Annotated in this window: 21 protein-coding genes and 1 tRNA gene; 8 read left to right on the top strand and 14 right to left on the bottom strand. The window is 57.0% G+C overall.

Annotated elements, in window-relative coordinates:
- Positions 1–30 precede the first annotated feature (30 nt).
- Complete coding sequence (locus KOE80_RS03500; RefSeq protein WP_045930074.1) at positions 31–1227, top strand: MFS transporter; 1197 nt, start codon at positions 31–33, stop codon at positions 1225–1227.
- 221 nt (positions 1228–1448) lie between these two features.
- Here KOE80_RS03500 and KOE80_RS03495 read toward each other — a convergent pair whose 3' ends face one another.
- Positions 1449–2621 (bottom strand): MFS transporter, encoded by a 1173-nt coding sequence (locus KOE80_RS03495; RefSeq protein WP_226348372.1) that lies wholly within the window; start codon positions 2619–2621, stop codon positions 1449–1451.
- 1183 nt (positions 2622–3804) lie between these two features.
- Between KOE80_RS03495 and KOE80_RS03490 the strand changes: the two genes are divergently transcribed.
- Positions 3805–4593, top strand: a complete 789-nt coding sequence (locus tag KOE80_RS03490) for a deaminated glutathione amidase (protein WP_042481485.1) — start codon at positions 3805–3807, stop codon at positions 4591–4593.
- An 11-nt stretch (positions 4594–4604) separates the two neighbouring features.
- Here KOE80_RS03490 and alkB read toward each other — a convergent pair whose 3' ends face one another.
- On the bottom strand, positions 4605–5252 hold the full coding sequence (alkB, locus tag KOE80_RS03485; protein ID WP_226348371.1) for a DNA oxidative demethylase AlkB: 648 nt from the start codon (positions 5250–5252) through the stop codon (positions 4605–4607).
- A gap of 79 nt (positions 5253–5331) precedes the next feature.
- On the opposite strand from alkB, the gene KOE80_RS03480 reads away from it, so the two are divergent.
- Positions 5332–6198, top strand: a complete 867-nt coding sequence (locus KOE80_RS03480) for a pirin family protein (RefSeq protein WP_045930071.1) — start codon at positions 5332–5334, stop codon at positions 6196–6198.
- 345 nt (positions 6199–6543) lie between these two features.
- On the opposite strand, the gene KOE80_RS03475 is transcribed toward KOE80_RS03480, so the two are convergent.
- From KOE80_RS03475 to KOE80_RS03465, 3 genes are all read right to left on the bottom strand, one after another.
- Complete coding sequence (locus KOE80_RS03475; protein WP_226348370.1) at positions 6544–7251, bottom strand: glutathione binding-like protein; 708 nt, start codon at positions 7249–7251, stop codon at positions 6544–6546.
- Between the two features lie 99 nt (positions 7252–7350).
- Entirely contained in the window at positions 7351–7575 is a 225-nt protein-coding gene (locus tag KOE80_RS03470) for a DUF3820 family protein (RefSeq protein ID WP_003799391.1), read from the bottom strand.
- Between the two features lie 6 nt (positions 7576–7581).
- On the bottom strand, positions 7582–8244 hold the full coding sequence (locus KOE80_RS03465; RefSeq protein ID WP_226348369.1) for a dienelactone hydrolase family protein: 663 nt from the start codon (positions 8242–8244) through the stop codon (positions 7582–7584).
- Positions 8245–8390: 146 nt separating this feature from the next.
- Here KOE80_RS03465 and KOE80_RS03460 point away from each other — a divergent pair, with 146 nt between their 5' ends.
- Positions 8391–8633 carry a hypothetical protein gene (locus KOE80_RS03460; RefSeq protein WP_226348368.1) on the top strand — a complete coding sequence of 81 codons (243 nt, stop codon included), beginning with the start codon at positions 8391–8393 and terminating at the stop codon, positions 8631–8633.
- Between the two features lie 225 nt (positions 8634–8858).
- Here the strand turns inward: KOE80_RS03460 and KOE80_RS03455 are convergent, their stop codons facing one another.
- The 6 genes from KOE80_RS03455 to KOE80_RS03430 form a co-directional block, all read right to left on the bottom strand.
- The gene (locus KOE80_RS03455) at positions 8859–9401 is read right to left on the bottom strand and encodes a GNAT family N-acetyltransferase (protein WP_226348367.1); all 543 of its coding nucleotides are present in this window, start codon (positions 9399–9401) and stop codon (positions 8859–8861) included.
- 323 nt (positions 9402–9724) lie between these two features.
- The gene (locus KOE80_RS03450; protein WP_226348366.1) at positions 9725–10855 is read right to left on the bottom strand and encodes a TIGR03364 family FAD-dependent oxidoreductase; all 1131 of its coding nucleotides are present in this window, start codon (positions 10853–10855) and stop codon (positions 9725–9727) included.
- The gene (locus KOE80_RS03445; protein ID WP_035272329.1) at positions 10855–11874 is read right to left on the bottom strand and encodes a putative 2-aminoethylphosphonate ABC transporter substrate-binding protein; all 1020 of its coding nucleotides are present in this window, start codon (positions 11872–11874) and stop codon (positions 10855–10857) included. Before KOE80_RS03445 ends, KOE80_RS03450 begins: the two co-directional genes overlap by 1 nt.
- A 37-nt stretch (positions 11875–11911) precedes the next feature.
- Positions 11912–12742 carry a phosphonoacetaldehyde hydrolase gene (gene phnX, locus KOE80_RS03440; protein WP_060185229.1) on the bottom strand — a complete coding sequence of 277 codons (831 nt, stop codon included), beginning with the start codon at positions 12740–12742 and terminating at the stop codon, positions 11912–11914.
- Positions 12743–12788: 46 nt separating this feature from the next.
- The gene (locus tag KOE80_RS03435; protein WP_226348365.1) at positions 12789–14597 is read right to left on the bottom strand and encodes a putative 2-aminoethylphosphonate ABC transporter permease subunit; all 1809 of its coding nucleotides are present in this window, start codon (positions 14595–14597) and stop codon (positions 12789–12791) included.
- A complete protein-coding gene (locus tag KOE80_RS03430; RefSeq protein WP_115633823.1) occupies positions 14584–15660 on the bottom strand; it encodes a putative 2-aminoethylphosphonate ABC transporter ATP-binding protein in 1077 nt (358 codons plus the stop codon). The genes KOE80_RS03435 and KOE80_RS03430 overlap by 14 nt, the downstream gene beginning before the upstream one ends.
- Positions 15661–15800: 140 nt before the next feature.
- Here KOE80_RS03430 and KOE80_RS03425 point away from each other — a divergent pair, with 140 nt between their 5' ends.
- Entirely contained in the window at positions 15801–16676 is an 876-nt protein-coding gene (locus tag KOE80_RS03425) for a LysR substrate-binding domain-containing protein (protein ID WP_083053390.1), read from the top strand.
- 8 nt (positions 16677–16684) lie between these two features.
- Here the strand turns inward: KOE80_RS03425 and KOE80_RS03420 are convergent, their stop codons facing one another.
- Complete coding sequence (locus KOE80_RS03420; RefSeq protein WP_226348364.1) at positions 16685–18718, bottom strand: DUF4139 domain-containing protein; 2034 nt, start codon at positions 18716–18718, stop codon at positions 16685–16687.
- 224 nt (positions 18719–18942) lie between these two features.
- Between KOE80_RS03420 and KOE80_RS03415 the strand changes: the two genes are divergently transcribed.
- Together KOE80_RS03415 and KOE80_RS03410 are read left to right on the top strand one after the other, a co-directional pair.
- The gene (locus KOE80_RS03415) at positions 18943–19623 is read left to right on the top strand and encodes a prepilin peptidase (RefSeq protein ID WP_404831205.1); all 681 of its coding nucleotides are present in this window, start codon (positions 18943–18945) and stop codon (positions 19621–19623) included.
- A 211-nt stretch (positions 19624–19834) separates the two neighbouring features.
- On the top strand, positions 19835–20908 hold the full coding sequence (locus tag KOE80_RS03410) for an NAD(P)/FAD-dependent oxidoreductase (protein ID WP_226348363.1): 1074 nt from the start codon (positions 19835–19837) through the stop codon (positions 20906–20908).
- 115 nt (positions 20909–21023) lie between these two features.
- On the opposite strand, the gene KOE80_RS03405 is transcribed toward KOE80_RS03410, so the two are convergent.
- Positions 21024–21269, bottom strand: coding sequence for a hypothetical protein (locus KOE80_RS03405; protein WP_226348362.1), 246 nt, complete (start codon positions 21267–21269; stop codon positions 21024–21026).
- Positions 21240–21324, bottom strand: a tRNA-Leu gene (locus KOE80_RS03400). Before KOE80_RS03400 ends, KOE80_RS03405 begins: the two co-directional genes overlap by 30 nt.
- 162 nt (positions 21325–21486) lie before the next feature.
- On the opposite strand from KOE80_RS03400, the gene KOE80_RS03395 reads away from it, so the two are divergent.
- Positions 21487–22059 carry a PadR family transcriptional regulator gene (locus KOE80_RS03395; protein ID WP_022983141.1) on the top strand — a complete coding sequence of 191 codons (573 nt, stop codon included), beginning with the start codon at positions 21487–21489 and terminating at the stop codon, positions 22057–22059.
- The last annotated feature ends 1 nt before the right edge of the window (position 22060 follow it).

Below are 22060 nucleotides of genomic sequence, written 5' to 3'. Positions count from 1 at the left end.
AGTAGGGTTTTCACCTACTGGCTACATTTCATGTCCCTCTCTCGACTCTCCTGGCTCTCCCACCCCTTGCTGGTGTTGATTGGCGTCTTGCTGATCGCTGGCAATCTGCGAGCTCCGATCACGGGTATCGCTCCCTTGCTGGAGCTGATCCAGGCAGACCTGTCCCTGTCGTCCACGCAGGCCGGTTTGCTGACTGCCATGCCCTTGTTCATCTTTGCGGTGGTCTCCTTGCTGGCCGCCTCCATGGCTCGTAAGGTGGGGCTGTCCCGCTCTTTGTTCATCGCTTCCGTGCTGATTGCCATTGGTGTGGTGGTGCGAGTTCTGGGGGGAGCGACGGAGTTGTTTGCCGGTATTGGTTTGCTGGCTATCGGGATTGCCTTGGGTAATGTGCTCTTGCCGTCCTTGGTCAAGCGTCATTTCCCTTTGCGTATTGGTTTTATTACTTCCTTGTATGTCCTGTTCATGGGCCTGGTTGCGGCTTTCAACTCCGCGATGGCCGTGCCAATGGCAGAGTGGACAGGCCAAAGCTGGCGCTGGTCGTCTTTGATTGTGGTGGGTGTGATGGCACTGGCCAGTGTTCTGGTGTGGGCCACACAGCTGGGGGCGGATCGACGTGCGGCGCAAAGTGCACCGCCAGCCCCTGCCAGCAGCGCGTCGGTATGGCGTTTGCCTCTGGCCTGGTACATCACCCTGTATATGGGTCTGAACTCGGTGGCGTACTACATGATTGCCAGCTGGCTGCCGGTGATGCTGGTGAACTACGGCTTTGAACCGGATCATGCCGGCCAGATTCACGGTTTGATGCAGCTGGCGACCGCCATCCCTGCCTTGCTGCTCATGCCTGTACTCAGCCGTTTGCATGACCAGCGTGCCGTCGCCTTGGCGGGTGCCTTGTTGCAGACGTTGACCTTTGTCGGCTTTCTGGTCTTGCCATCGTGGTCTTTGCTGTGGGCGGTGCTGTTTGGTATTGGTAGTGGTAGTGTTTTCCTGATTGCCCTGGCCTTGATCGGTGTGCGTTCGACCTCTACATCGCAGGCTGCGTCCCTGTCGGGTATGGCGCAGTGCATGGGCTATTTGCTGGCGGCCTTTGGCCCACCTGCCATGGGCGGCTTGCATGACTTGTTCGATGGCTGGGGTTGGGCGCTGGGCTTGTGCATTTTGGTCAGTTTCGGGATGAGCTATGCCGGTTGGCTGGCTGCCCGTCCTGCACAGCCTGAAAAAGCCTGAGGCGGCCTTGTAAACAGTAAATAGCCGGATCGTCGAGAGAGATCCAGAAAAGCGGCCTGTGATTGAATACCTTTGAAAGGTGTTGCAATCACAGGCCGCTTTTTCCATGAAAGACTGGCAAATTTTCAGTTCTGCCAACGCCATTTTCAGCTGCAGATTGGCTTGCTTTGAGTCGGCTAGGGCCGTCTAGCTGCCTACGCTGACTGGGAGCAGATCTGTTTTTACTCTTTGATGCGCAGCGAAATGGTGTGCAGGCCCAGGCCACCCAAAGCCAGCAGGGCACCGACCCAGGCGGTGGAGGTCCATCCCCAGCCAGCGGCGATGGTCAGCCCACCCAACCAGGCGCCCAAGGCGTTGGCCATATTGAAGGCCGAGTGATTCAAGGCTGCGGCCAGTGTTTGGGCATCTCCGGCCACGTCCATCAAACGAATCTGCAAGGCTGGCCCCAAGGCCACCAGGGTGCCGATCAGCATGATATTCAAGGGGCCCAAAATAGGGTGATGAGCCGTAATCATGAACAAGAGCAGCACTCCGGTTGCCCAGATCAGCACCAGCCGAATACTGCGATCCAGATAGCGGTCGGCGTAGCGTGCACCCAGCAGATTCCCCAGGACCATACCGACCCCAAACAAGGCCAGTACAACCGGAATGGCGCTGGTTGACAGCCCGGCCAGTTCCATCAGGGTGGATTTCACATAGCTGAACACCGAGAACATGCCGCCAAAGCCAATGGCGCCTATGCCCAGCGTCAACCAGACCTGCTTGCGTTTCAAGGCCCCCAATTCGCGCAAGGGGCTGGCCAGGGTATTGGCAGGGACAAAAGGAACAAAACGCAGCACCAGCCCCATGGTGATCAGGGCAATGATGCTGACAAAAGTGAAGGCCGCTTGCCAGCTGAGCCATTGACCCAGAGTGGTGGCAATCGGCACGCCCAGCAAGGTGGCGACGGTCAAGCCCAGCATGACATAGGCGACGGCCTGGGCGCGGCGATGGGGTGGCACCAGACGGGCGGCAACCAGGGCGGCAACACCAAAGTAGGTGCCGTGCGGGAAACCTGCCAAAAAGCGGGTGACTAAAACGGTTTCATAGCTGGGGGCGATCACGGTCAGAAAATTGCCCACGGCATAGGCGCCCATCAAGGCAATCAAGAGGCGTCGCCACGGCCAGCGCGCACCGAGCACGGCCAGAACGGGTGCGCCGATAACCACGCCCAGGGCATAGGCGCTGATTAAATGGCCAGCAGTGGGGATATCGATGCCCAGATCCTGGGCGACATCAGGCAGCAAGCCCATGATGACAAATTCGCCCGTGCCGATGGAAAAACCACCGACAGCCAAGGCCAGAATCGCCAGTAGAACCTGGCGGGTAGATAAGGAATCGTGTGATGAAGACAAGATAAAAGCCTGAGAAACAAGAAGGGTGGTGTGTCCAGCCCGTAAGAGGTCTTATTGTCGCGCAGTCCTGGGGGCAGGCTCAAGATTTCTAGGGCTTGAATAAGGTCATGTAACTGTAGGGAATTGAAGATCTTTTTAAATTTTTAGTTTTTATTACGTCCTAGCACAAATTAATTTATCTATCTATAGCGTCAGCCCTAAACAAGGTATGCAGATTTTTTTATCTTTTTTATATAGAATCTCGGTATTGGGTGTTTTGTATCCAACCATTTTCCTGTGGTAGCTTTCCCCTGATTTTGCAAGAAATCGGGGGTTTTTTTTATTCTGATTATTTTGAATTTCAATCATTAGTGCATTGACAGTCCAATGGCGACACGGCGTGCAGCCATGATTCAAAGCCTTGTTTCAGGCCGCGGTGCGGTGTTGAGAATTAAAGAGTGGGCCTGTGCATGTTTGCAGCAGGCCCATTTTTTTTAAGCTGGTTTTCTCTTTCTTTAGTTTATTGATTTATTCAGGGTGAATCTATTTCCCATTTATGTCCGGTCATATTTTTTAGGGCCAAGCCATGCTCTGAAGGAGTTAATGTAATCGACTTCAGGCATGGCGCAAGACTGCACCTGGGTTTTGTGCGATTTTGTCCGGTTTAATGAACAAGTGATTTTACTTGCTTGTATATCTTATATGGCATTGCAAATATAAATGTTTTTTATATCTCATTATCATATGTTTTTTGATTTTAAGGATTTGCTCTGCAAGAATCAGTGTGGTCCGAGCTGTCTGCCCGAACTCAATTCAAGCTCATGATGGAAAAATGCGGGTCGGATGGATAGCCTCTCAGGCCATAGCTTGCAGCTGGGCAAGTTATCGCATTGTTTTCTTGTTCAGTCGCTTAATTAAGTGAGTCGTCTTGCAGAAATATTCTTGAATTCACCTAGCCTGTTTAGTGTGGTTAAACGCGTTCGAGGTCTTGACGAAAACATGAGCTATTTTTTAATTTCAATTCCTATCTGATTTTTTACATGCTGGGAAGTGGGAGATAGGCAAACGTATCAGTGATACAGAAGAACAGAGTGTTGTTTTACGTTTGACCGCCTGGTGAACTATTTTTGTGTTCGGATTGTTGGCTGGCCAAGCCGAAACGCTGCGTTAGAATCATTCAGGCAGCACACTCAAGGAGGTGGTCATGAAAGTTGCATTGGGCCAGATGGCCGTATCCAAAGATTCGCAGGAGAACCTGAGCGCTTGTCTGGGGCTGATCGACCAGGCCTTGCGCTCTGGAGCTCAGTTACTGGTCTTGCCTGAGGGTGTACTGGCTAGAAATGTGGCCGATCCTGAAGTGGTCCTGAAATCGGCACAAGCTCTGGATGGGGAGTTTGTCAGCCGCCTGAGCGCCGCGACCCGCGATACCGATTTGACGGTGGTGTTCTGCATTCACACCCCAGCAGGGGAAGGCAAGGTCTGGAATACCTTGGTGGTGCTGCGTGATGGTCAGGTGCTGGCGCATTACAACAAACTCCATTTGTACGATGCTTTCTCGGTACAAGAATCGCGCTATGTACAGCCCGGTACAGAAATCCCCGCCTTGATTGATGTGGCCGGTTTCAAGGTTGGTTTGATGACTTGCTACGATCTGCGCTTTCCCGAACTTGCTCGACGCTTGTGCGTGGATGGGGCTCAAGTCCTGTTGGCACCATCGGCCTGGCTGAAAGGGCCCTTGAAGGAACACCACTGGCGAGTGCTGACGACGGCTCGCGCTTTGGAAAACACGGCTTATATGGTGGCCGTGGGTGAATGTGGCGAACGCAATATCGGCCAAAGTCTGGTGGTCGATCCCCTGGGGGTGATTGTGGCCCAGGCGGCAGAGACACCCACTTTGCTCTTGGTCGATCTGGATCGGGAGCGTCTGGCCTATGCCCGCCGTATTTTGCCTGTGCTGGACAATCGCCGCTTTGCACCGCCCGAACTGGGTTGATTGCACAGGTCTTAGCCTGCTTTTCTGAATGTCAGATTGACCCGGCCCGAGCCCCAGAGTGGATGGGCCGGGCCTTCCAGTCTGCGTACCCCGTGAAAATTCATTCTGGATGGCCCCCACCAGACCAGCACATCGCCATCGCGTAGCCGCAGGGTACGCATCGGGTCGCTGCGTTTTGCGCCACCCCATAAAAACAAGGCCTCACGCCCCAAGGACACCGAGACGATGGGGTGCTGCAAGTCGCGCTCGTTTCTGTCCTGGTGCAAGGACATATGCGCCTGCTCGTCGTAGTAGTTGATCAGGCAGGTATCGGGCTGAAAAGGACCTTGGCCCGACTCCTGGGCAATGCGCTCCAGCAAGTCCCTGAATACAACAGGCATGGCGGGCCAGGCCAAACCGCTTTGCGGGTCTGTGGGACTGTAGCGATAGCCGTGCTCGTCCGATATCCATCCCAAATCTCCACAACTGCTTTGTGCAGCCGACATGCGATGTCCGGATGGAACCTGCATATGTCGCCAGGGGGCGCTGTGCACCAGCTCCTGAACCGCTTGGGCCAAGTCAGCGGCGTAGGGCAGGGCCAGACCCGGCAGGGCAAGCAGGCCGGTATCCAGCGTCAGCACATGGCCGGGAACGGGATCGAAGAGTGAGAGCGTGGACATGCGGGAGTAAGCGAAGCAATCAGGGACCAGAGTATAGTAATCGGGATTGTATTTTTGCGACTTCCCAGTAGAGGTGTCTATGGTCGAGCTGCTTATTCCACAACGTCAGCACAGCATTGGTGCATTTGAAGTGGGGCGCGTTTTGCCCTTTCGCCAACGGCGTATGGTGGGGCCTTTTATCTTCTTTGATCGCATGGGGCCGCAAGAGCTGACGGCACCGGTAGGAACAGAGAACGATGTGCTGCCACACCCGCATATCGGCCTGTCTACCGTGACCTATTTGTTTGAAGGCGCCATGACGCACCGCGACAGTCTGGGCGTGGAGCAGGACATTACACCTGGTGCGCTCAATTGGATGACCGCGGGTTCAGGCATCAGCCATTCCGAGCGCTTTGAACCCATGCGCACGCAAGGCGGCCGCATGGATGGCATCCAGGCCTGGGTGGCCTTGCCGGAACACAAGGAAGAACAGAACCCGGACTTTGTGCATTACGAGGCCGAGCAGCTACCTTTGATTAAGGATACGGGCCTGGAAGGTCGCCTGATTGCCGGCTCGGCGCTGGGTTTGTGCAGTCCCGCCAGTGTGGCCTCGCCTTTGTTCTATATGGAGTTGCGCGTGCAAGCCGGCCAGTCTGTGCCTTTGCCAACCGGCCACGAAGAGCGCGCCATTTATATCTGTGCGGGCGGGCTGGAAGTAGGTGGACAGCGCTATCCAGCCGGCCAGATGCTGGTCTTTGCCAAAGGCGACAGCCCCCGTATCCTTGCTGAGCAGAGCAGCCACTTGATGCTGCTGGGCGGCGAGCCTTTGGGACCACGCCATATCTGGTGGAACTTCGTGTCCTCCCGCAAAGACCGGATCGAGCAGGCCAAGGATGATTGGGTCAACGGTCGTATCAGCTTGCCACCGCTGGATGATGATCAGTTCATCCCTTTGCCTGCGGTGTAATGCTCACGTTGGTTGCAGAGGCGTTTGGTCTTGCACCTGAACCGTAACCTCATGGTTGCGTGAGTAGCAGTGGGGCGCCAAATCGTACACACAAAAAAAAGCCCTGGAAAGAATCCAGGGCTTTGAAGGCTTGCTCATCAGGCTGGTGGATTTGCCTGTATCTGCTCTATGAACAGACTGGTTTTTTGATTGATGAGCAAGCCAGGCAAACGGAATAGTACCGCTTGCGCAGGATGTTTAGGAGGCCAATTGTACGGACTGCCGCCAAGCGAAACAAAAAAGACCAGCTTGCTAGCAGGGCTATTAAAAATTGGCTTATAAGCATTGATTGGCGCTGCTTATCCATCAATCACGGGCAGGAATGTTCAGACCGCGTTGTACTGCCGGGCGGGCCTGGAACTGCTTCAGAACACGGGCCACGTTCTTGAATTGCTCATACTCCACCAACTCGCCTGCGCCGTAAAAACCGATCAGGTTGGCAATCCAGGGGAACAGAGCAATATCGGCGATGGAGTAGCTATTGCCCACCATCCAGTCCTTACCGTCCAGATGCTTGTCGATCACACCCAGCAAGCGCTTGGATTCGTTGACATAGCGGTCACGAGGGCGCTTGTCTTCAAAATCCTTGCCGGCAAATTTGTGGAAGAAACCCAGCTGACCAAACATGGGGCCTACACCACCCATCTGGAACATCAGCCATTGCAGGGTTTCATAGCGTTGGGCCGGGTCTGCTGAGAGCAACTGGCCGGATTTTTCTGCCAGATAGATCAGGATGGCACCGGACTCGAACAGGGCCAGCGGCTTATTGCCAGGGCCATTGGGGTCCAGAATCGCCGGGATCTTGTTGTTGCTGCTGAGCGAAATAAATTCCGGGCTGAGCTGGTCGTTGCGTTCAAAGCTGACCAGGTGCGGCTCGTAAGGCAGGCCAATTTCTTCCAGCATGATGGAAACCTTGACGCCGTTGGGGGTGGGCAAGGAATACAGTTGCAGGCGCTCGGGGTGTTGAGCCGGCCATTTGCGGGTGATGGGGAATGCGGAGAGATCGATTGTCATGACGTCCTTCACAATGGGGTGTAGAGGAAGCCTTGATAGTAGCAAGCTGTACGGTGACATACCGCCGCAGCCCGCTGCCTAGTAAGGTATTTGTATCGCTTAGCGACTGCGCGGGCGCAAGGGGTCCAGCAAGGATTTCAGGCCGTTGTGATCCAGCTCGTGCATCAGGGCCAGCAATTGACCCAGCCGCCCGGAAGGAAAGCCTTCACGGGCAAACCAGTTCAGATAATGCCCCGGCAGGTCCGCCAGCAAGCGACCTTTGTATTTTCCGTAAGGCATGGTGGTATTTAGCAGGGCAAGCAGGTCGTCGCTGGATTCAAGCATGGGGGCTTAACGCAGATGTTCGGCAAAAAAGGCTAGTGTACGTTCCTGAGCCAGCTTGTAGGAGGCTTCGTGAAAGTCGGGGCGATGATCGCAGCCGAAACCATGGCCGGCAGGCTCGTACACGTAAATGGCCACGTCTTTCTGCGCGTCTTTAATGGTCTGAATGGCGCTGGCGGGGATGGAGTGGTCCTGGGCACCAAAGTGCATTTGCACCGGAATCCTGGGCTGTTCCTGGGCGTTCTGGGCAATTTGCGAACCATACCAGCAACTGGCGGCTTTCAGACCGTGCAAGCGGCAGGCGGCCAGCCAGCTCAAGGAGCCCCCCCAGCAATACCCCACAATCCCAATCTTGCGTGAACCCAAGGCGTCCACGCAGGCCTGGATATCCAGCAGGGTCTTATCCTGGGCAATGCCGTTGCGCAGTGCCAGACCTGCTTGCACGTCCTCGGCGGTATAGCCCAGCTCTACATTTTTCTCTTGCCGGTCGAACAGGGCGGGAGACAGGACCCGGAAGCCCTGCTCGGCAAAGCGTTCGCAGGTGTTGCGTATGTGTTGATTGACACCAAAAATTTCCTGCAACACGATCAAGCCGCGTTCGGCCTTTTCGTCGCCTGCGGCATAAGCCTGGAAACGGTGCTGGTCTGCGCTGGTCAAGCTAAGCGTACTCATGGCGTGTCCTTTAGCTGTGAAACAATAATTCTCTCTTATAACAGTCGCCCATACTGGGAGGCCAGCCTCAGGACGTTTACAATCCACCCAGAACGGCGGGGGTGTCTAGCTCTCGCCCAAGCCCCACCTACTTCAATGGAATAATGATGCGTGACGTGCTAATGGACAGTCTGTTCTGGACGATTGTGATGCCCTGGTTCTTGTTTTTAGGGCTATTTCTTGTTCCCAAGAAACCTTCCTGGTTACGAAACTACGCCTTTCCGGGCGTGTTTATTGCAATAGGTTTGGGTCTGGTGGCTGGGGTGGCAGTCGGTGTGGGTATTTTCAGCATCGTGCTGGGCCTGATCGCCTTTGCCGTGTGCTACGAAAAGCCAAAAGCCAGCGCCTGAGTCAGGGACAAATCGTTTGAGAAAAGCCATCGCGGCGTGCTGCCAGCGATGGTTTTTTTGTCGCCGGACCGCCCCAAGGCTCGGCGCCCCCGGGGAAACCTCCCCCTCGGGGATGAGCCTGGGCACACAGCAGTCCATTGCGGACTGCTGTGTGCCTGGCGAATTCGAGCGGCATACAAGCCGCGAGGTGGAGCGCAAGCCGAAGGCGTAGCGTGGAGGGGGGCTTCAGCCGTCGACTGGCTCGGCAGGCGTATCCAGCGTCAGCAAGTAGAAGGCGACATCCAGCCAGCGGCCAAATTTGAACCCCACTTCCTTGAAGGTGCCCGCATGTGTGAAGCCCAGGCTTTTATGCAGATGGATACTGCCCGCATTGCTGGCATCAATACAGCCTACCAGCGTATGCACATTGGCCAGGCGGGCACGCGTGATCAGCTCTTGCATCAGAATCTTGCCCAGCCCTTTGCCGCGATGCTCCGGGTGCACATATACGCTGTGTTCCATGGTGTATTTGTAGGCGGGAAAGGCGCGGAAGGTGCCCCAACTGGCAAAGCCCATCAGCGTGCCTGGATCATCGATGACGCCGACTACCGGAAAGCCGTTGGCGCGTTTGGTGGCAAACCAGCTCACCATGGCCTCGGGCGGGCGTGGGACATAATCGTACAGTGCGGTGGAATTCACGATGGCGTCGTTCAGGATCGCCAAAATAGCGGCTGCATGCTGTTCTTCATTGCAGTCTATAAAATGCAACCCGCTGTCACTGCTTTTCATTGATCCGTTCCTGTCATGGAGTAGGCCGGGGTTTCATCGCCAATCGCGACAAGGTACTTGGCGGCCTGGCTGTGTGGATTGCTAAAACTCATGAGCGCTCATTCTGGCCTATCGTGTGGCGTATTTTATTCCACTCTATTGGGTTTCTCATGGGAAATTCCCGGTAAGAAAATGCATTGTGTCGCCCTATTTTGAGGCTTGGATTCTGCCATCCAGACACGCGCTTTAGGAAAAGAAAAACGCGCAGCCCAGGCTGCGCGTTTTTGCACTCTTGCTGGCTAGGTCAAAGCTGATCTGCTTGCCTAACCATCCATGTCCTGCAATCAATCGTAGCGAGCCGCGATATTGCGTTCGCCAATGGCCAGACCCGTGGTCATCCCCAAGCCGGTGTGCATGACGGTCACTTGCGTGCTGCCATCTGCCTGCAAGACAGAAAATGGAGCAGGTCCTTTCGCGCCATACACCCCTTGCCAGCGTTGCAGCACCTGCACCGGGCAGCCCAGCACGGATTCTGCCAGAGCCAGCAAGTACTGGTCTGTTTCTTCCTGATTGAATGGGCTGGCTTGCTGACCGTAGTCGTGCGAATCACCAATAATCAGATCCCCGTCCGGGGTGGGGCTGATCAGCAAATGAATGCCTTGATCCAGCAGTACACCGTGACGTTTCTGTACCTGCTCGCGCAGCGTCTCTGCCAGCGGTAGATCGCTAAAGGCGCCGTAGTGCAGGCAGGACAAGCCCGTCAGCAAAGGACGGTCCAAAGCCCAGCCCGCGTCCTGCGCACGTACTTTCAGCATTTGCAGACGTGTCACCGACGGTTTGACGGTATCGAGCAGTTCGCGATGCAGGCTGCTGTAGTCATGACCGGGGCACACAAAAATGCTGCTGGCCGTGAAGTTGCCCGCACTGCTATGTACCTGAGCTTCCTGGGCGTAGTGCACATGCGCTTGCGTGTACACGTCCACTCCCATGGCTTGCAGGCTGCTGGTGATGGCGGGCAGGGCGTCGCGCGAGTAGATCTGCAAATCGTCAAAACCTTGCAGTGCCCCGTGGTGATGCCCCAAGCGGCCATCAAACAAGGCGGCCAGCTCCTTGTCGTTCAGCATTTTGCAGGCAACGTTTTCAGCTTGGGCACGGCCCTGGGCAAAGTCTTCCAGCAGTTCCAGTTCCAGATGATTGCGGGCCAGTACCAGCGAGCCATTGCTGCGGACATGAAAACCGGCTTGGGCAGCCAGTTCCAGCCACAGACCGCGGCTTTGGCGAGCCAGATCCATCATGATGCCCGGTGCCTGGCCTGTGACCAGAACCTGACCAAAATTACGTATGGTGGCGCCTTGGGCCTGGTGGCTGCGCTCGAGCACAGCCACGCTAAGCTTGCGGCGGGCAGCCGCCCAGGCATGTGCCATGCCCAGGATGCCGCCCCCCACCACGATGACATCGTAGTGTTGTGTGCTCATTACTTCTTGGCTTCCGATTTACCGTCGTAACGTTTGGTCCACTCTTCGATGATGCGCTCGCGGTTTTCAGCGGCCCAGACGAAGTTGTTGTCAATCAGACGCTGGTTCAGGTCTGCTGGCAGGTGCGGGTTGGCCGTGGCGATAGAAGGGATGGCCAGCACGGCAAAGTTGGTCTTGTACAAGTGGTTGGCTTCTTCGCTGGCGGAGAAGTCAGCCAGTTTCTGCGCGGCTTCCAGGTTCTTGGTGCCTTTCATGATGGCAGCGGCTTCAATTTCCCAGCCCAGGCCTTCTTTGGGGAACACCAGTTCCAGCGGAGCGCCTTCTTCTTTCAGGCGAGCGCCACGGTAGTCAAAGGACACGCCAATCGTGTATTCGCCAGCGGCAGCCATATTGCAAGGCTTGGAGCCGGAGTGGGTGTAGGCACCGATGTTCTTGTGCAGACCGTCCATGAAGGTCCAGCCTTTTTCTTCACCAAACAGTTGCAGCCAGGCGCTTACGTCCAGAAAGCCGGTGCCCGAAGAAGCGGGATTCGGCATGACGATCTTGCCAGCGTATTCGGGCTTGGTCAGATCTTCCCAGGACGTGGGCATGGGCAACTTGTTCTTTTCCAGCTCAACGGTGTTCACGCACAGGGCGGCGGCAAAACCGTCCATGCCCACCCAGCTGGGTGGGTTGTTTTGATCGCGCATTTTGGCGTCGATCTTGTCCAGACCCTGCGGGGCGTAAGGCTGCAGCATGTTCTGGCTGGCCATCAAGCCCAGCGAGGAGCCGGCCAGACCCCAGACAGCGTCAGCCTTGGGATTGTTCTTTTCAGCCAGCAGTTTGGCGGTAATGATGCCCGTGGAGTCACGTACCCACTGGATCTTGATATCGGGGTTCTTTTTCTCGAAAGCAGCCTGGTAAGCCTTGAGCTGATCGGCTTCCAGCGCGGTGTAGACGGTCAGGGTCGTAGCGGCTTGAGCCAGGGAAGCGGCGCCCATCAAAGCGGCAGCCAAGGAGCTCAGAACAATGGTTTTCATGGAGAAGTGTCCTTGTGACAGCAAAAGGGGGGTGGGGTTAGAGAGAGTCGCCAGGGCATTCGCCCTGGGCCATCCGCTCGGTGATTTGTTCAACCACGGCAGGCAGTTGGGCAACGGTGTCGATCAGGTAATGTGGTTGGGCGTCGGCGAAGGTGGCTGCGGCGCGATCACGCAGGGTTTGGCGGCTTTCTTCGTCCAGAGCCAGAAATTCCAGTTCGGTCAGTCCGGCGGCATTGCCTGACAGCAGCAAACCTACCGTCCACATACCGGCATTGCGGCCTTCTTCAATGCCGACCGGGGTGTCGTCAATCTTCACGCAGGCACCGACATTCTTGATTTCCAGACGAATGACGTTTTCCAGGGCCATGGCAGGCCAGGGGCGTGCTTGCGGGACTTCGTCAAAGGCGACGTGGTAGTCCACCAGTACTTGTTGGCGGTGAGCGTGTTGCAGCAGGTTGTCCAGAACCAGACGCGGGTAGCCGGAGCAGGAGCCGATTTTCAGGCCTTTGCGGCGCGCCCAGGACAAGGTTTCGCGAGCACCGGGAATGGCGGCGGAGAACTCGCCCACGCGTTCGTTCTGCATGGGCAGGAAGGTGTTGTAGATACGGTCTACATCGCTGTCATCGGGTTCGCGCTCATGCAGGGCCAAAAACTGGGCGTGCACTTCAGGCAACTCCAGCATGGCCTTGATGTGATCCCATTTACCGATGCCCATCGCGCTGCGGGCCTGGTCCAGGTTCAGATTCAGATCAAAGCACTTGAAGGCTTCAACCAGAATCTGGGTGGGAGCAAAGGATCCAAAATCCACCAGTGTGCCGGCCCAGTCAAAAATCAGGGCTTCAAGGCGTGGAGTCTGGTGATTTGGCATATCAAGCGATGTATTCGCGCAAGTTGGGGATGACATTGCGGTCCTGTCAGGTTGGAGAAAGAGAAGAAGGGGAGCGCCAGGCCTGGCTGCGGCGCAAGGAAGCGCGGCTCAGAACATGAACCAGGACGCAGACAAAGCCGGAGCTGAGCATGATGACCGTGCACATGGCGGCGGCCGGGCCGATAAAGCCGGCGTCGTCCATATTCATGACCGCTACCGAGGCCAACACGGTTTGCGGGCTGTACAGAAACACGACGGCAGACACGGTGGTCATGGCCGAGACGAACAGGTAGCGCGCCACCGACAGCAAGGCAGGCAGGCACAGCGGCACGGTGACACCCATCAAGGTGGACAGACGCGGAGCCTTCAGGGAGGCGGCAGCGGCTTCCAGCTCGCCAGGAATGGCTTTCAGGGCCGTCACAAAGTTCAGATGGGCACTGGTGTACAGGTGAATTACCGTACACAGGACCAGCAAGCTCATGGAGCCGTACAGACCGGACAAGGGATTGTTGGGGTGGTTGAAAAAGAAGATGTAGCCCAGGCCCAGCACCAGACCGGGAATGGCCATGGGGGCCAGCGCCAGCATTTGCAGCATGCCGTACAAGCCTTTTTCGGACTGACCACGGGCAGGCAGTTTCTCCAGCACCCAGGCGCCCAGAAAGATCAGGGCCGAACCCAGAATGGCGGTAAACAAGGCCATGGTCAGGCTGTTGCGCCAGGCCAGCCAGCCGCCACCGTCCATATTGTTGAAGTCGTAGGACTTCAGGGACAGGCTCAGGTTGTAAGGCCAGAACTTGATCAGGGACGCCCACACCGCCATGCACACAATGCTCAGAATGGCCAGGGATACCAGTACCAGAACGAGAGTGAAGTAACGGTCGCGCTGACGGTGTGGCAGAGGCGAGTAGGCACTGAGCGAGCCTTGAGCCTGACCGCTGGCACGAGCACGCAGATGACGGTCCAGAAAGAAGGTCAGCACAGCGGGAATCAGCAGCAGCACGCCAATGGCCGCGCCTTTGGAAAACTGCAACTGACCGACCACGGCTTTATAGGCTTCCATGGCCAGCACGTTGTAGGAACCGCCCACCACTTTGGGCACACCAAAGTCGGTGACGGTCAGCGTAAAGACCAGGCATGCGGCGGAAAAAACGGCATAGCGGCTGGCGGGCAGGGTTACCGTCAGGAAGCGACGCCAGGAGTTGGCACCCATGGCGCGGGCAGCGTCATACAGACGAGCATCGGCCAGGGCCAGACCGGTACTGAGAATCATCAGGGCGTGGGGGAAGGTGTAGAAGGCTTCGCCCAGCACAATGCCCCAGAAACCATAAATCGTTTCACCGCCCAACCAGTGACGCAGCAAACCTTGATTGCCAAACAGGTAGATCAGGGACAGGCCTGGCATCAGCGATGGGGCCAGCAAGGGCAAAAGGCCCAGCGCACGAAATAGTCCGGCACCGCGTATGCAGCAGCGTTGCAGGGCAAAGGCGAACGCGTAGGCAACGGGGATCACGATCAGCAAGGTGGTCACGCCCACCAGAATGCTGCGGCCCACCATGGGCATGAAGCCCGGGGCGCTGATCACCGACCAGAACTGACCCAAACCCACCAGTTGCCCGTCGTCGTCCTGAATGGCGCGCAGCAAGATGAACAGCATGGGCAGGGCCAGGAACAGGACCAGCAGGGCAAAAAGGGCAATCAATAAGGCGCGTCGTGCCGCCGAGCCTATCCAGACAGGCAAAACGGGACGGGTCAGGGGATGGTTCTTCACGCTAGTTTCAGCAACGGGCAGGCCATACAGGCTGGTGGAGCGCAGGGACGCCGCGCCAGGCTGTGGTGTGGAATCAATGGTGGGCATGCAGCGCCTCGCTGGGAAGCTGAATGCGGCAGCGACGTGCGGCCAAGGGGTCAAGCAAGCGATCCCCTTGTTCGGGGTTGACGATGGCCTGGACAGTGAGCCCGTCCATGCCTTCGGGGCGCAGAATCAGCTTGTAGTGACGGCCCAAAAACACGCCGTCCACGATGTCGGCCAAAAAGGTATTGGTCGTGGTGGCCGGGCTGCTGTTATCCAGTACCCGAATGTTTTCAGGGCGGATGAAAAGACGTCCTGCTGCAGTAGGCGCTTCCTGACCCAAGTCCAGACGAACGCGCTCGACCAGCACCGAGCAATCGTGCAAGGGCGAAAAGGGCAGCCAGTTGGCTTCACCGATAAAGCCCGCCACAAAGGGATCAGAGGGGGCTCGGTACAAAGCCTGGGGGCGATCAAATTGCACCAGTCGGCCTTTTTCCATCACGGCGATACGGTCCGCCATGACCATGGCTTCTTCCTGATCGTGCGTCACCATCAAGGTGGTGATGGACAGTTGCTTTTGCAGCGCACGCAGCTCGATACGCAGCCGCTCGCGCACCTGGGCATCCAACGCCGACATGGGTTCGTCCAGCAAGAGCAAGGAGGGTGAGGGGGCCAGTGCACGAGCCAGGGCCACACGCTGCTGCTGACCGCCCGACAGTTGTGCCGGGTACTTGTTTTCCGAACCGGACAGGCCGACCAGATCCAGCATCTCGGAGACGCGTTGACGCACTTGGGTGGCCAGGTTCTTGCGGGGCGACAGGCCGTAGGCAATATTCTGGGCCACGGTCAGGTTGGGGAACAGGGCGTAGGACTGAAACAGGATGCCGTAATCACGCTGTTGAGGGGGCAGGTGAGTAATGTCACGGCCCGCCATCACGATGATGCCTTGATCGGCTTGTTGCAGCCCGGCAATGCATCGCAGCAAGGTGGTTTTGCCACAGCCCGAGGGGCCCAGCAAACACACCAGTTCACCGGCTTGTATATCCAGGCTGACCTGGTCCAGGGCGGTAAAGGAGCCGAACTGCTTGTGCAGTCCTTGTATGGTTAAAAATGCGGGCTTGGCGCTCATCCTGGGTTCCGACTTGTCATGAATGTCATGAACGTCAGTATGGGAGTCGGATATGGCGGCACTATGACAGTACAACTAATTTCTGTAATACGAGCATCGGATAATTTGGGCTTTGATTCTTCCCCGAGGAGAGCGGCAGCATGCTGGCTCTGGAACTGAAGTCCTTTCACGCCACGGCTCATTGTGGCTCCATTACCAAGGCTGCCCAGCAATTGGGGATCAGCCAGCCCACCGTGACCTCGCATCTGCGACAGCTGGAAACCCGCTATGGCGTGGAGCTGTTCTATAGGCAAGGCAAGGGGGTGTACTTAAGCCAGCAAGGGGAACGCCTCTTGCCCCAAGTCGAGCAACTGATGCAGCAAGCTGCCCAGATCGATTTCAGTTTGCGTGATCTGCGCGATCTGAAAAGTGGCATGTTGCGAGTGGGCGCGACCGGGCCGTATTACATCATGGCTGTATTACGGAATTTCCATCAGGCTTATCCCGGCGTGAAGATGCGTTTGAGCATTGATAATTCGCAACGGGTCTTGAGTGCCTTGCATGACTATCAACTTGATGTAATTGCGTCCTCGGCGCTGGTTGATGATCCGCGTCTGGTGCGTCTGCTGCTGGCTTCTGATCCCTTGGTGGCCGTGCTGCGAGTGGATCATCCTTTGGCTAACCGGCAGCGTGTGCGTATTGTGGACCTGTGCCGCCATCCCATTCTGATGCGTGAGCCCGGGTCCATGACACGGGAGCTATGCTATCAAGTGTTCCGGCAGGCGGGGCAGGAGCCGACGCAGTTGCTGGAGATAGGGAGTCGGGAGGCGATAGGGTGGGGAGTGGTGTGCGGCATGGGGGCCAGTTTGCTGCCCTTGCGTGAAGTGCCTGCGCATCCGGACATTATCAGTGTGCCACTCAGTGATGTCTCGGCTCATTTGAGCGAGTTTGTGTATTGCTTGAAAGAACGCGCGCAGGGCCATGCCATACGCGCGTTTCTGGAGCAGGTGCAGGCCGAGCTGCCTGCACCTGCATAAGGCCAGGATCAAGCCAGTTCGGCCAGACCTTTCTCAAAAGCCTGACGGGCCTTCTGTACAGCGTCGCGCTGTTCCTGAACGGCTTTGCGCTGGCTGGCAATCTGGTCTTCCTGCTGGGCCAGTTGCTCGCTGAAACGCTGACCCAAGGTGCTTTGTGCACTGACGGCAGCCAGGTTGGCGCGGATGCGTTCCTGTTCAGTCACGGTTTCGTTCAGGGCCTCAACGGCCTGATTCTGCGCTTGCTGGGCCTGACTCAGCTGACGACGCAGCTCGATCAGCTTGTCCATCCTGGCTTGTTGCGCGCTGTCCTGGCCGTTTCCACGCCACTGCAGCAGCATGTTTTCGTCGATTTCTTCCAGGCGCAATTCCATATGGTCTTGCAGGCTCAGCTGGGCCGTGACGGTGACCGTCTTGCCCTTGGCAACTTTCACTTTCAGGCGGTGCTCCTGGGCGGTGTCGCTATCATGGGCGTCGGACTTGAAGGTCCAGCCATCCTGACGAGGCAACTGGATCAGCACCGTGCGATCTTCATCGGCCGGAGCCTTGATCTCGTAGCGGAAGTTCTGCAAACGCGTCCATTCCGAACGGGCAACGCCATCAGTCACACGGGTTTTGCTCAGGCGGTATTCATCCGTTTGCTCTTCGCGGATTTGAACTTTGCTGTCTTGGGCAAAGTAGATCAAACGCTGCTCGCCAGCAGGCAGACCGGCCAGCTCTGCATCACCCACGTGACCGTCCTGTTCATTAAAGACGGTAATAATGCCGGGCGGCAGGCTATTGGCCTGTTCGTTCTTCACCCAAATGGCGGCTGTGGGATAGTCGCCAGCTTGGCCGCTGCGGTAAACCGAGAGGGACTCGGCCTGCAGCGATGTGTCGATAAAGGGCACCGAAACCGTCTGGCCGGTGGGTACGCTTAGCGTTTGTGGCAGGCTAAAGCGCACTTGAGTCTGACCTTCCTGTGCCTGGGTGCTGGCGCCAGCGCCGCCCGAAGCCCACTGTTTGGCCATGTTGCCATCGGCCGCATAGGCGGCGCTTTCCATCATGATGGGAGCGGGTGCGGCTGGAGCCATGCGAGCACGCATGGCCTCACCTGCTGCTTTGCGGGCGTGATTTGCGCTGACAGTAGCCTGGGTGTCAGCTTGCGGCGCGATGGAGCTGCCTACCGCCACCGGCAGTTCAGGGCGCTCGTTCCAGTAACGCTCCAGCAGACGCTGGCGCAGCATCACAGGCGAGCCCGAGCTTAGCGTGACCTTCACATCTTTCCAGTCCTCACCGCTGGTGTTCTCAAAAATGGCCCAGGCCTGCAGGCGGGCTTTGCCGTCCTGCATCATCAGGCGATAGGAGCTTTTCCATACCGGTGCAGGAATCAGGTAGGACAGGCGGGCTGTCTTGGCGTCGGTCTTGTTCAATACCAGTTGAATATCACGCGACTGCTGATTGCTTTGACCGGCCAGCACTTCGGTGGCCTGCTGCAATTGCTGTTGCAAGGTCTTGTCCAGTACTTCCAGGCTGGTGTCCGGGCCCAATTCCAGGGTCTGGATCTGGCCCTGTTCTGTCAGCACGCTCAAGATGGCCTGGGCGGGATGTTCCTTGGTGGCCGCAGTAGCTTGCACCCCCAGGACGGCACCCCGCACCAGGCGGCCTTGCGAGCTGGCGCTGACTTGCTGGCCGCGCAGCGCTTGTGCCAGGGTGGCGGGCGAGCGCAGGTCTTTGGCCGAGAAGGGCAGGCTGTCAAAGCTTTCTTTCAGTGGGGCCAGACCCGACAAGGTCAGGGAGTCGATGCGGTTCTTGCCATCGACGGCCATCAGGGTTTTCAGAATGTCATCGACCTGGGTCAGGGGCACACGCAACTGAGCGGTACCGGTGTCAGAGACGGGGATTTGTCGCTCGATCTCGGCCATACCGGCACTGGATAAGGTAATGGACTCGATCTGCTGGGCCCAGGCGGTGCTGGCTGCCGAGCCCATCCAGACCAGGAGCAAGGCGCCGGTCAAAAAGCGCAGGCGAGGCGTACGCGCAGCGTGGGGCACAAAGTGGTTCATAGCGCTTCCTTATTCATCCGTAAGCGAAACAAAGGGTTGAAGCGCATTATGCCTAGCCTTGTGGGGCTCTGTCTGTCATTCGGGTAACAAAAAAATGCCACCGTCCGGCTTTCTCTACCTGGAGCAAAAAATACTTACGTCATCAAAAGCACGCAAGGCTCTGCTAGGATTTGGGCAGCGTGGCTTGTGCCAGCGCGCGTTTATCAATCTGGTGAAGGATCAATATGATGTGGACGTCGTGGGGCAATGCCTGGGCGGGGATGGGAATTGCCCTGATCTTGGCGGTCTGTTTTTTCTGGCCAGCCCGACACCTGTCCTGGAGCCTGCCTGTAGAGCTGGAGCCTGAGTTGGACGGGCGTTCGCCGCGTGCTCATCGTCAATGGGGATGGGTATGCCAGAGTCTGGCCCTGGTCCTGATGTTGTGGGCCGGTTGGCGCTGGCAGTTGACGCCTGCAGCAGTGGCGGCCTGTGTGTTTATCGCCGGTACTGCTCTCTTGGCCTGGATTGACGCGGAAACCGGCTATCTACCTGATCGTCTCACTTTGCCCTTGCTGTGGCTGGGCTTGCTGGTCAATCTGGATTACACCTTTAGCAGCTTGCCCTTGGCGGTGATTGGCGCGGCATTGGGCTACAGCTTGCTGTGGCTGTTAAACCATGTGTTCTTGTTGCTGACCGGGCGTGCAGGCATGGGCTATGGCGACTTCAAATTACTGGCCGCGTTGGGAGCGTGGCTGGGGGCCACCGCCTTGCCGGGAATTCTTCTGGCGGCATCGGTATTGGGCTTGCTGGCGGCTCTGGTCTTGCGCCTTGGTGGGCGTTTGCAAGCCGGGCAGGCCATTCACTTTGGTCCGTATCTGGTCCTGGGAGGCTGGGTCATGCTGTTTTCCCTGCCGCGCATTTTGTAAAACATGATTCGTTTTTTCCACAATTAAACAGGCTGTGCAGGCCTTGTCCGCGCTGCCACAGCAAAAGTTTGGACCCGTATGGGAGTCGTGGTAAAACGTCCGGGGCCAGTCGGGCTGGCGGGAGTTCCGCCCGAGCTGTATGTGGAAGTACAACGCGGTTCCATGGACATTGTCCCGCTGACAAAGCAGACGGGAACCTGAGGATGAAGGCATGATTATTGTTGTTGGCGCCGGTGTGGCGGGCTTAGCGGCGGCGCGTCGCCTGAGTATGCAAGGTCAGGAAGTAACGCTGGTGGCTCCTCAGGAGCCCCAGCCCTCGTTTGGTGAGACCTTGTCCGAACGTGGGGCCGTGGTCTTGACCAGCCTGGGCTGGGCAGGCTGTCTGGATGAGACGGTAGCCTTGCGTTCACAAGGGCGTTTTTCGGTATGGGGTAGCGCAGGACTGCGCACCGTGCAGGATGAAGACGGGCAGGGCTACCTGCTGGACAAGGCCCGTCTGGAACAGGTGCTGCTTGAGCGTGTACAAAAAGAAGCGAAGGTCAGTATTCGCCAGACACGAGTTCTGGGCCTGGAGCACCAGCCTGAAGGTGTGGTTGCCAGGCTGGCAGATGGTAGCAGCCTGGAAGCTGCTGCCTTGATCGATTGTACGGGTCGTGCCGCCTTGTCCACCGGAGCGGCCGCCCAGCGTCATCGTCTGGATAGACTGGTCGCTGCCTGGCACGTCTTTGACCTGCCTGAAGGGGCAGAACCCTTGGCTGCATCCCTGGTAGAAGCCGTCGAGTTGGGGTGGTGGTACTTGTCCCCCATGCCGGGTCATCGCTTGATGGTGGCCTTGTTTTCGGACTCGGATCTTTTGCCCGATGGTTTGAGTCGAGATGGTTCGGTCTGGGCCGGTTTGCTGGGCTGTGCCGATGCGGCACGAGTGCGTATGGAAAGCCTGGGCTTGGATAGTCAGATGGCTGATCACGCTCCTAAAGTCAGCGCTGCCGCTAGCTGCACCGTGTCTTACTTCGTGGAAGGCCGCATCTTGCGTGCTGGTGATGCAGGCGCGGCCATGGACCCCCTGGCCGCCAATGGCCTGGCAACGGCCCTGTGGAGCGGATCACAATCGGCACAGGCTGCTGTAGCTCTGACAAAAGGCAATCCCGAGCCGGCTCGTGCTTATGAGAAAGACTATTTGTTGGGTTTGGTGCGTCACCTGAATTCGCAACATGCTCTGTATGGCATGGAGCAACGCTACGCGGCGCAGCCTTTCTGGCAGCGTCGTCATCGCGCCTTGGAGTGATGGTAAAGAGGGCGGGGCAACGAAATAGCTTGCTGTAAGACCGCCAGAATCAAAAAAGCCGAAACAGTGCTCATGCTGTTTCGGCTTTTTTTATGGCTGATTGTTCTTCGGTAAGTCAGGGAGGTGTTTTGAATACGTCTGCCTTCAGTCCAAAAGGAGTTTGATTTTTCGGAAGGTCGTACTTCTGGAAGAGAGGCCCGGTCATATCAACACTGATTGGATCTACGTATCTGACTTCCTCGTCTTCAAACAGGGGTTCAAGCTGCTTGCTTTCAGACGGAAAAAACAAAAAGCCGATCATCTTGCGATGATCGGCTTTTTGAGGAATTTGTGGTGCCCAGGAGAGGACTCGAACCTCCACACCCGAAGGCACATGGACCTGAACCATGCGCGTCTACCAATTCCGCCACCTGGGCTTTTGATCAAGGCTGCTGCCCGTCTCAAGCATTCAATTATAGAGTGAGTTTCCTTGGGAAAGCAAGCATTTTCCACTCAATAAATTTAATTTCAATTTCTAGTTGATTGGCATTCTCATTATCATTATAGTGTGTCATGTGATATAGCATAAGAGTATGGACATGAAATTCAACACAATGGATGTCGAGCGGATGCTGCTGGATATGGGCCAAGGCCGAAAATACTCTGCTCGGGCCATGCAGCTCATGCTGATGGCCCTGCTCAAAGAGGGCAGTACTCACGGTTATCAGTTGATACGCCGTTTCGCGCAGCTTAGCCAGAACAGCTATGTACCCAGCGCTGGTGCGGTCTATCCCGCCCTGGCGTATTGCGCCACGCAAGGCTGGGTGCTGATTGAAGAAGAAGGCCGTCGCAAGATGTACAGCCTGACCAAGGAAGGGCACACGTATCTGGAAGAGCAAAAAGAAAAGTGCGATTACCTGATGCAGTCCCTGACCTATCGCGGGCGCAAGCTGGTGTGGATACGGCAGATGCTGGCCGAACACAATAGCGACGAGGATTTGAAGGCCGCGCAGGAACAAACAGGTTGGTTGCCGGAGTTCGTCCAGGTACGCCACAGCCTGAAGCAGGCCATGTTTGAACAATCGACAGCCAGTCTGGAACGACAGGCAGAGGTGGTGGCCATTTTGGAAAAAGCCATCGCTGACATACGGAACTTGCCCAAGGAGTCTTAAG

Origin of the sequence: Alcaligenes sp. 13f, assembly GCF_020496585.1 — a bacterium.
Lineage (GTDB): Bacteria > Pseudomonadota > Gammaproteobacteria > Burkholderiales > Burkholderiaceae_B > Alcaligenes > Alcaligenes phenolicus.
This window is presented reverse-complemented; position numbering and strand designations above follow the sequence as displayed.